The organism is Streptomyces sp. NPDC001732, assembly GCF_053596315.1.
Genome location: NZ_JBSFFY010000061.1, coordinates 27023 through 37204, shown reverse-complemented (window position 1 = coordinate 37204; position 10182 = coordinate 27023). Strand labels below are relative to the sequence as shown.

6 protein-coding genes are annotated in these 10182 nt (G+C 69.2%); 5 read left to right on the top strand and 1 reads right to left on the bottom strand.

The features are described 5' to 3' along the window. Window positions 1–302 precede the first annotated feature (302 nt). Window positions 303–2792 carry a Helicase associated domain protein gene (locus tag ACWCXX_RS33610; RefSeq protein WP_451133929.1) on the bottom strand — a complete coding sequence of 830 codons (2490 nt, stop codon included), beginning with the start codon at window positions 2790–2792 and terminating at the stop codon, window positions 303–305. Between the two features lie 335 nt (window positions 2793–3127). Between ACWCXX_RS33610 and ACWCXX_RS33605 the strand changes: the two genes are divergently transcribed. From ACWCXX_RS33605 to ACWCXX_RS33585, 5 genes are all read left to right on the top strand, one after another. After that, complete coding sequence (locus ACWCXX_RS33605; protein ID WP_451133927.1) at window positions 3128–4189, top strand: hypothetical protein; 1062 nt, start codon at window positions 3128–3130, stop codon at window positions 4187–4189. 635 nt (window positions 4190–4824) lie between these two features. After that, complete coding sequence (locus ACWCXX_RS33600) at window positions 4825–5775, top strand: DNA-binding protein (protein ID WP_451133925.1); 951 nt, start codon at window positions 4825–4827, stop codon at window positions 5773–5775. Between the two features lie 114 nt (window positions 5776–5889). Then, window positions 5890–6765, top strand: coding sequence for a TnsA-like heteromeric transposase endonuclease subunit (locus ACWCXX_RS33595; protein WP_451133933.1), 876 nt, complete (start codon window positions 5890–5892; stop codon window positions 6763–6765). Next, window positions 6762–8891, top strand: a complete 2130-nt coding sequence (locus tag ACWCXX_RS33590; protein ID WP_451133923.1) for a transposase — start codon at window positions 6762–6764, stop codon at window positions 8889–8891. Before ACWCXX_RS33595 ends, ACWCXX_RS33590 begins: the two co-directional genes overlap by 4 nt. A 107-nt stretch (window positions 8892–8998) precedes the next feature. After that, window positions 8999–10024 (top strand): TniB family NTP-binding protein, encoded by a 1026-nt coding sequence (locus ACWCXX_RS33585; RefSeq protein ID WP_451133931.1) that lies wholly within the window; start codon window positions 8999–9001, stop codon window positions 10022–10024. Window positions 10025–10182 lie beyond the last annotated feature (158 nt).

Here is a 10182-nt window from a genome sequence, read left to right as displayed (position 1 = left end):
CGCGCGGTCTGCTCCGCAGACACGACGCGCCGCCGCTACGCGGCGGAAGACGACCGCGCACTCCGTGCGCGGTTTCGGGACTTCGTCCCGGGGATCCGGGCCACTCCGTGGCCTGGGAGTCCAACGGAGTTGGACTCTGGCCCTGTTCGCTCCGCGATCAGGGCGACGGGCCGCGCTCCGCGCGGCCCTGGGCTGGCTACGTGCGCGGGGGCAGTGCCTGGGTGTACCTGGCTGCTTGACGGGACGTCCTCTTTCCGCTGACTCGCGGTCGGAGGCTGGCCTGTCTTATGGAAGCAGAAAAACTATGGAACTTCCGAGATATCTGTGGGTCCCTCTTCGGGAACGTTGGGTGCGGTTTCGGGGCGGTCCTCTCGGAGGATCTCTTCCATCAACTTGCTTTGATCTTCTGGTAGTTGACCTGCTTTCTGTTTGGTGCGGGTCTTGCACAGCCACGGGCCGATCATGACGCGTTCGCCGTCGGCCTCGATCCATTCCCTGGCCCCGGGCGGGCGTCCGTGACGCTCCACGAAGGCGCGCAGCAGCAGCGCTGTCTGCTCGAAGGAACGGCGTTTCCTGGTACCGGATGTGACGGACGTTCTCGGCGTTCGCCTCAGTGGGACTTGATCGGCGGTCAGGCCGAGGCTGGTGAGAAGGTCGCGTTGGCCGGAGTTGAGTTCGTGCCAGGTGGTGAACTGACGGTGCAGCCAGCTGCCGGCCTTCACGCCGTCGATCACCGTGTCGCGGCGCAGCGTGGCCGGGTCGTGGCCGGCTTCGATGTGGTGCTTGATCAGGTGGTATTTGCGGTGCCAGTCGGGGCCGTGCGGGAGGGTCCAGTGCGGGTCGAGGGCGGTGAGCTGGGCTTCGCGGCTGGGGGCGAGGCGGCCTTTGCGGGCCAGGGACCGCTGGTCGGCGAGGAACTGACCGCCTGGTTCCTGGGAGGGGATGGCGAGGTGGCCGTGTTCGGTGTGGAAGGCCTCGATGGTGGCCATGTGTCCCTGCCAGGCGGCTTCGTTGTCGTCCCAGACCATGCCCAGGTCTTCGAGCTCGGCGATCCAGTTCTCGGTGAGAGCACCTTGGTGGTAGGCGGTGCGTTGTCCGGTGATGAACTGGCCGAGCCGGTAGCCGTAGGCGTCCTCGTAGTCGGCTGGGACGCGGAGGTGGCCGTGCTCGGCGTGGTAGCGGACGGCAGCCGCGAGGCCGGCGCGGCGGGGCGCGGACAGGACAGCGCCGACGGCGGGCCAGGCCAGCAGGTCCATCGCGCGGGCAATATGTCTGGGGTCGAGGGTGAAGTCGAACCGGAACCGGCGTGTGATCAGGGTGTGGGTGTTGGCGTCCAGGCGGCGCTTGGCGTTCTTGCGCGGGGCCCGGGCAGTAATCGACTGGTCATGATGGCGGAGCGCGGCGGTGACCAGCCAGAGGGCTTCGTAGGGGGTGGAGAGGAGGTCGGTGGGGTCGGCGTCGGGTGGGGTGTAGGCGGGGATGACCAGGCTCGCCGTCTTGCGCTCGATGGTCGGGGGCTTGCGCAGGGAGCGGCCCAGGGCCTGGACGATGCGGCGCACGCTCGCCGTGCGGTCCGCGAACACGATTGCGTCCACGGCCGGCAGGTCCACTCCCTCTCCGAGGACCTGGGCGTTGGTGAGCACGCCGCGGTCGGCATCGGCGAAGCCGGTGAGGATGGTGTGGCGCTGGTCGGGGGTGTGGGTGCCGTTGATCGACTGCACGAGAAGGTCGTCGGCCCAGGCGGGGCGCTGGTCCGCGGGAAGGGTGCGCAGCGTATGGGGGAACTGGCGGGCGAAGTCGGCGGCGTCCGCGACCTGCTGGAAGTACACGATCACATGCTTGAGGTGGTGCTGGGTCATGGCCTTGAGAACGGCCAGATGTAGCGCCGTCGTGCGACGGGCACTCGGGCCGAACCCCGTGTGGGCGTCGCCGGAGTTGGTGAGGACGGTGCGCAGGTCGGTACTGGTGATCGTGGGCACGAGGAGCTGGTAGTCGGCCAGGACGCCGTCCTCGATCGCGTCCGCGTGGGAGTAGGTGTGCAGGCGAGGGCCAAAGACCTTCGGATCGTCCATCGACGCGATCAGGGAGGGGGCCTCCCAGGCGGGGGCGGTGGCGGCGGTCCGCTTCGGCCGGGGCCGTGTATCGGGGGCCTCGGTCAGGCGCGGCGCCTCCCACTCGTACGGGGTCGCGGTCAGGTAGAAGCGGCGGTCGGCGGGGATGCGCTGGTTGTCGTGGATCATCGTCCACTGCTTGTCCCAGCTGCCTGCGGTGCGGTGCGCCTCGTCCACGACCAGGAGGTCGAAGACAGGGGCGGTGAAGACCGAGTGCTGGGACTCCTCGATCCGCGGGAGGGAATCGAGCGTGACGAACACCGTTGCCCGCTCGCGCCGTTTCCTGCACTGAGCAAGCCAGTACGCCAGGTACTCCCCCGACCCTGTACTCGCCGCCCCCGCACCCGCCAGCACAGGATGCTTACGGGCATCGGAGGAAGAGACCGCCATCAACGGCTCACGGCGCCCGTCAGCGCGGGCCGCCGCCGCCCACTGACCGATCAAGTCCAGGCCTGGCACCGCCACCAGGAGATAGCGGGCGTCGAGAGCTTCTGTGGTGCGCAGCGCGGTCAGGGTCTTCCCGGTCCCGCACGCCGAGACGATGTGCCCGCGCGTGCCTGGGTTCTTCAGGTGCCGCACCGCACTGTCCACCGCCGCCTGCTGATCGAGGCGCAGCGCACGGCGGGCGGGGGTGGTTCGGGCCGTCATTGCGGTGGCCGCTGGCTCAGGGCTGGAAGGCATCACGTACGACCTCGGCTCACGGCGGCAATGGGCACGTCTCATCCTCCCGCACAGTGCGGGCCGCTACGGCCCAGTATGGGCAGTGGTGTGGCGGTCCGTACTTCCACTGAGAATCACCTTTTTGAGTGCGGCGGCTTTACTCGAGCAGCCAGTTGCTGGCCTTCACGTCGTCGATCACCGTGTCTCGGCGCAGCGTGGCCGGGTCGTAGTCGGCTTCGATCCGAAGGGTCGGCCGCCGCCAGTGGGGCACGCTAGTTCGACTAAATGAACTGGTATCGGAATTCGGGTGATTGTCAGTGGTACCTCCTAGTCTGAGGGCTGAGGAGGAGATTGGTGTGAACTCCAGTTACTACAGGCGTAAGTTGAGTCAGAAGAACAGCTTGCGCGTGGCGGCGGAGAAGAAGGTCGGCGAATTCCGCCGCAAGGAAGCCAACAAGCGTGGTCAGGCCGCAAAGGCTCGTGCGGCAGTAGAGAAGGCGAGCACGCCCGGTAGCCGCAAGAGCAAGTTGAGCTCCGCACAGCGCTATGAGAAGGAGGCGAACCAGGCGGCCGACAGCGTCGGCACCTGGAGCGCCAGGGTGGCCAAGCTCGGCGCGGCGGTAGGGGACCTGGAAAGCAAGCTCGCCAAGGCAGAGGCTGCCGAGCGCGCCGCAGCCGATAGCGCCCGCAAGCGGGAACAGAAGCAGGCGGAGCATCGCGCCGCCACAGCACATCGAAAGATCGAGAGTCGCTTGTCGGCGACAGAGGGACAGGTATCCACGGTGATGAAGGAACTTCGAGCGCCGAAGCCTGAGAAGCTTCGGATCCTGCTGCTGGGAGCCTCGTCCGAAGGCGACCTGCGGGTGGGACGGGAACAGCAGCGGATCCGCGCCGCCGTGCAGGCCTCTACGCACCGTGACCTGGTTGAACTGGACGTTCACCCAGCCGCGACAACAGAGGTCTTCCTCGACGCGCTGCCCCGGTTCCGCCCGCACGTCGTGCACTTCTCCGGCCACAGCGCCAAGGATCTGATCGCCTTCGAGAAAGACGAGGACGGCTTCCACGAGAGCGCCATCGTCCGTGCCGGCGCCTTCGCCCGGGCCATCGCTGCTGTGGACGACAAGCCGTTGCTGGTTCTGCTCAATTCCTGTGACTCTGCTGCGCAGACCGTGAAGCTCGTCGATACGGTCCCCTTCGCCATCGGCATGTCCGACACCATCGACGACGGCGACGCCGTCAGCTATGCGGCGCGGTTCTACGCCGCCGTGGCGGAGGGGCAGTCCGTGCAGGCCGCCCACCGGCTCAGCCAGGCCGCCATGGAGATGAACGGTCTGAATGGACACGATCTGCCGACCCTCACCTGCGCACCGAACGTCGACCCTGCTGCCGCCAAGCTGGTGACCCCGCCGCCGGAGTAAAGCACATAGCCCCGGCTCGGGACAGCACCGCACCACAGCCTGGAACCCTGAAACGGTCAACAGATCCGCTGGCCAGCACACTGCCCGTTCAGTTCAGTCGGTGACCGACAACGGATTCATCGCAGCTACAGCGAAAGGGGTTCAAGGTGTCCGATATCAGCGCGCCTGTCTATGGCGGCGGGCCCGTGTCCGGGGTCTTCCGTGTTGCACCCCTTGCTGGGGAGACGACGTCGTCGCTGATCGACCGGGTCGCGGCCTGCTACGGGATGGAGGCGAAAGCTCTGCGGTCGTGCTGGCGGTGGCGCGGTTCGCGGCCCCGGCATGAGGGCGGCGGTGGGCGGGCCGATGGCGAGGTTGTGCTGAACGCGGCAGGGCGGGAGGTTCTGGCCCGGTTGTGCGGGGTCGGGCAGGAGGTACTGGAGCGGGCGTTGCCGTCCTGGGGACGGGAGGACGGCAAACTACCCGCCGGGGAGGGCGGGGAGCCGTTGGCGGTGTGGCGTGCCGGGGGTGCGGTGGTGGGGCCGGTGGCGTTCGGATGCCGTCTGTGTACGGCCCGGCGTACGGGCGAACCGGCTCGGGTGGTGCGGTACGCGGCACGGTGGGAGCGGGTGTGCGTCCGGCACGGGCGGTGGCTCTTGGACGCAGACGCCGACCAGGAGCTGGAGCATCTGGATCTGCGAGGTCTTCCGGAGGTGGTCGCGGCGCAGCAGCGGTGGGCGGGTGTGGTGCGTCGTGCGGTGCGGGCCGGTGTGGGCCCGGGTGAGGTGTTCGGGCTGGCTTATGCGGTGGTGGCGCGGTGGTGGGAGGGGGCGTACGGGTGGGATCGGGAGAAGGTCTGGCCGCGTCGTCTGCACCTGGTCGCCGGGGGTGATGCGGGGGTTGATCTGGAGTGGTGGCGGGTGGTGGGGCGTGATGCGGTGATCTTCCCGGAGGTGGTGGCGGTCGCGGATGCGCTGCTGGACCCGGTCATGGCGCAGCTGGTGTGGGTGGACAGTGGGGGTGAACGGCCGCGGCCGCTGGGGGTGGACGGGGCGTTCTGCCGTCGCCTCGGCGAGCGAGTGGGAAGGGAGTGGCTGGGGCCGTTGATCGCGGTCGACTACGGGGGCCCGCTGGTCGCGTGGATGGGGACGGTCGTCCGCCTGCGCCGCCGTCCCGAAGGGCGGCCGGGTCTGTATGCGCGGTTCGAGGAGAACGTGTGGTGGGTGCGGCAGGAGCACCAGCCGTCGTCGATGGCCGCAGGGCTGCGGGTCTTGTCCAGGGAGAAGAAGATGCCCGGCTCGGGGACGAACTGGCGGGCCGTGGTGCCCGCCGAGCAGCGCTTTTTGATCACCAATCTCCTCGGGGAGGCCGAGGAGCAGCTACAGGAGTTGCGCGGTGCGCAGGTCGGCACTACCGCCGAGGTGGCCCGGTCCATGCTGGAGGGCTTGAGCCGGGGCACGGATCTGCTCGGCCAGGTGCTGGGGCGGGTCATGGTGGCCGCGGTGAACGCCGGGGTGAGGGTGGACGAGGTGGCCCGGTGGGCGCAGCTGTCCGAGGAGGAGGCGGTAGCAGTCCTCGGGACGTACCGGGGTGCGGACGACGAGTAGAGCCGGGAGTGGTCCAGTCGCTGCTTTAGCGCATGGGGCGGCGGCCTGTGATCAGAACCCGTGAAACGTGTCCGGGGCGGTGGGGGCCCCGGTGGGGTGGGGTGGGTGAGCGGCATGAGCGTGGTGGGCGGCCCTGAGAGGGCGGTCGGGCAGCGGGACGTGGTGGTCGGGGCGGGGTTCGAAGCCGTCTTCCTCGATCCGGTGGGGCGGATGGTGCAGCAGCGGTGGGCGGACGCGGCGGTGGCGGTGGCTTTCGAGGAGCTGGATCCGGTGTCGGCGTTCCCGGCCGTACCGGGGCGCAGGTGGGGGCCGGGCCTGTGGTGGTCGGCCACCACCGGGCGGCACGTGGCCTCGGGATCGAACGCGATGCGGGCGCAGTTGATGGTCCTCGACCGTGACCGGCGGGTAGTGGGCCTGGCGGGACGGCCGGTGCGGGTTTTGTGGCGGGACGGGCAGGGGCGGGTGCGGTCGTGGGTGCCGCAGCTGTTCGTACGGTACGCGGACGGCACCGGGATGCTGGCCGATTGTCCCAGCCACCCGGAAGCCGGCGGCGAACGGGCATTGGAGGCTGCGGAGACGGTTGCGGAGGCGTGTGCGCAGGTGGGGTTCGTCTACCAGCGTCTTGAGCCGCTGGAGAAGACGCTGGCGGCGAACCTGAAGTGGCTGGCCGGCTACCGGCACCCACGCCACCAGGGCCGCCCGGGACTTGCGGCCGCCGTGCTTGAGGCGTTCACCGAGGCACGGCCGCTGATCGACGGCGTGGAGGAGGTCGGCGACCCGATCGAAGTCCTGCCCGTCGCCTTCCACGCCTTGTGGCACGGCTGGCTGACCGTGGCGCTGGATGTGCCGCTGCACGAACGAGTCCTGGTCCGTGCTCCTGCGTCCGGTGTGTCCGGCGACGGACTCGGTCTGCCGTGCGGAGATGGTGCCGGTGGTGGTGACGTCGAAGGCGCCGGCGGGGCCGGTGCAGGCTGCGGGGAGGTGCGGTGAGCGGGGTGCGGCGGGGCGGGCGGCCGGTGGTGGAGGTCGGGGCACGGGTCCGTTATGGCGGGGCGCGGTGGCAGGTCGTTGCCCTGTCCGGGCAGGGCTTCCACCTGGTCGGTGAGAACGGGGCGGACCAGGTGGTGTTGGCCGGGCACCTGTTCGCCGACCCTAGGTTCGCGGTCCTGGGCGCGGAGCAGCCGGTTCAGGCGGTGCCGCAGTGGGGGCTGTTCGAGACCGCACCTGCTGCGGCGCGGGAGAAGGCTTTGGCCTGGCTGCGGCACATCAGGGAGGTGGAATGCGGGCTGCCGGGTGAAGTGGGCAGCGGTGGGGTGGTGCGGGCGGAGTACGACCCGGATCGGTGGACGTTGGCCGAGCGGGAGCAGGCCAAGGCTGCGGAGCTGACGGCGCTGGGATTTGGGCAGGTGTCGAGGTCGACGGTGCAGCGGATGCGGCTGGCGTATCGCAAGCAGGGGTTATGGGGGTTGGTGGACCACCGCACCGCCCGCAGTCCGAAGAGCGGTGATGGTGGGGGGCGGCAGGACGAGCGGGTCGTCGCCGCGGTCAAGGACGTGCTGCGCGGGCAGCGGGGGCGTTCCAAGGGCACCGTCAAAGCGCTGATGCCGCTGGTCGCGCGGCTTCTGAAAGAACGGCACGGGAACACGGTGGCCATGCCCGCGCAGGCCACGTTCTACCGGCTCGTCAACCAGCTCGCCCATCCTGCTGATCACCCGGCGAGACGCGTGCGCGCGGCGCCGCTCACGGACGACGGGCGTAAGTTCACCCCGAGCATGGCTCTGCGGCCTGGGGAACAGGTCCAGATCGACACCACCCGCCTGGACGTCCTCGCGCTCTACGACGACGGCAGTCTGGGACGGCCCGAACTCACCATCGCTGTCGACGTGGCGACCCGGGCGATCCTCGCGGCGGTGCTGTGCCCGGCCGGGACGCAGGCGGTGGATGCCGCTCTTCTGTTGGCGGAGATGTCGGTGCCGTATCCGGCACGCCCGGCCTGGCCCGATGTCCTGCGCTTCGCGCACAGCACGGTCCTGCCCGGGGAGCGGCTGATGTCGCTGGACGAACGTCTCCACGGGGCGGCCGCCCGGCCGGTGGTGGTGCCCGAGACCGTGGTGGTGGACCGGGGGAAGGTGTTCCTGTCGAAGGCGTTCACGGGCGCCTGTGAAGTGCTTGGGATCAGCGTGCAGGCGGCTCCGCCGTTCGCACCGACCGCCAAGGGCATCGTCGAGCGGACCTTCGGATCGATCAACACCTTGTTCTGCCAGCACCTGCCGGGCTACACCGGGTCCGATGTAACCCGCCGCGGCAAGGACGTGGCACGCGAAGCGTGCTACAGCGTCGCCCAGTTGCAGGACCTCCTCGACGAATGGCTCGTGCACTACCACCACCGTCCGCACCAGGGGCTGCGGCATCCCATGCTGCCGAAGGTCGCACTGTCCCCGAACGAGATGTGGGCGGCCCTGGTCGCGGTCGCCGGATACGTGCCCGTGCCGTTGACCGGCAGTGACTATCTGGAGCTGCTGCCGGTGCGGTGGCAGGCCATCACCGAGCACGGCATCCGGCTGCACCACCGCACCTACGACCACGACCTCCTCGGCCCGCACCGGGGACAGGACTCCGGCGTGGCGGCCCGGGGCGGGAAATGGGAGGTCCACACCAACCCGCACGACGTCCGTCAGATCTGGGTCCGCCTCCCCGACCTTGGGCTGATCGAGATCCCGTGGATCCACCGGGAACACGCCCACCAGCCGTTCAACGACCGCACCTGGCAGTACCTGCAGACGATCACCACACGCCACGCGGACCACGACCGGTACGAGGCCGGCCTCGCCGAAGCCCTCGATCAATTGATGCGCCGGGCGAAAGCCGGAACAGCCACCCGTACCGAGCAGTACGTCCTCGCCCGCCATGCCACCGCCCGCACTCCCCCACCGTCTACCGGGCCCGTGTCCGAGGATCAGGCACAGGAACTGGACACAGCAGCCACAGGAACGGAAGACGACAGCCTCGACGACCTCGACCAGGACGCCACTGAAGACGAGACCCTTGCCGGTCCGGCCGTGCCGGTGGCCGGTTACGGGCTCTACGACGCCCAGGAGGAGGCCCTCAAGTGGTGAACCATCACAGCCCCCTCGGCGGGATCCTCGCGGCGGCAGGCACGGGCGGACAGGACAGAGACGGCGGGAGCACGCCCGCCGGCGACGGTGCAGGCGGGGCATGGCCGGTGACGACCTGGCAGGGCTGGCAGCGCTTCGCCACCACCCCTCCCCCACAGCCACCCGCTCCCGGGGAACCGGCGCGCAGCGTGGAGGAACGCCTCGCCTACCACTCCGCGTTCGTCACCGTCCGCACCCCGGCCATCGACACCCTCACCACGAACGTGCGCACGCTGATGGTCCTGGGACGCCACCAGCAGACCACCGCCCGGCCCTCGCTGATCGTCACCGGTCCGGCAGCGGCCGGGAAGACCACCGCGCTGCTCCACGTCGGGCGTGCCTGCCACCTCGCCCACATCCAGCAGCACCCGGCACCGGACGGCCGCGTGCACGCACCGGTACCGGTCGCCTACGTTCTGGTGCCGCCCGCAGCGAGCGCGAAAACACTCGCGACGGAGTTCGCCCGCTACCTGGGCGTCCCTGTCACCACCCGCATGACGCAGGCCCAGATCACCGACGCCGTCTGCCACACCTACAACCAGGCCGGCGTGCGCCTGGTCCTCATCGACGAGATCCACCGGCTCAACCCCCGCACCACCACCGGCGCGCAAACCGCAGACCTGCTGAAAGACCTCACCGAACGCATCGGGGCGACGTTCGTGTACGCGGGCATCGACGTGACAGGCACGGCGTTGTTCTCCGGGGTACGCGGGGCCCAACTCGCCGGGCGGGCTTCCCTGGTGGAATGCGGGGCGTTCCCGGCACGGCTCGGCACACGCGAACCCTTCAGAGAACTGATCATGGGAGTAGAAGCCGCACTCGATCTCCGGGCACACCGGGCCGGGACACTCCCCCGCCACGCCGCCTATCTCCACCAGCGCACCGCAGGCAGGATCGGGAGCCTCACCCGCCTGATCCGCCAGGCAGCGATCACCGCGATCCTCGACGGCACTGAACGCATCACGAAGGCGTCCCTGGACCAGGTCCGCCTGGACCACCTCGCCGAAACCCACCACCACACCACACGAGACCGCTCGCCCACGTTGACCAGGCAAAACACCCCTGACCAGCAAAAACACAGTCACTGCCATTAGAAGCACAGACCATCTGCAACAACACCAGTAATTCTCAATAGAATTGAGATAACACCAGGTCAGACCGCCTACCACCCCGCCCGAAAGCCACACGACCGCTTCTCACCCAACCCGCAACACCCCAGCCCAGAACCACCCACACACCCCAACCCACACCG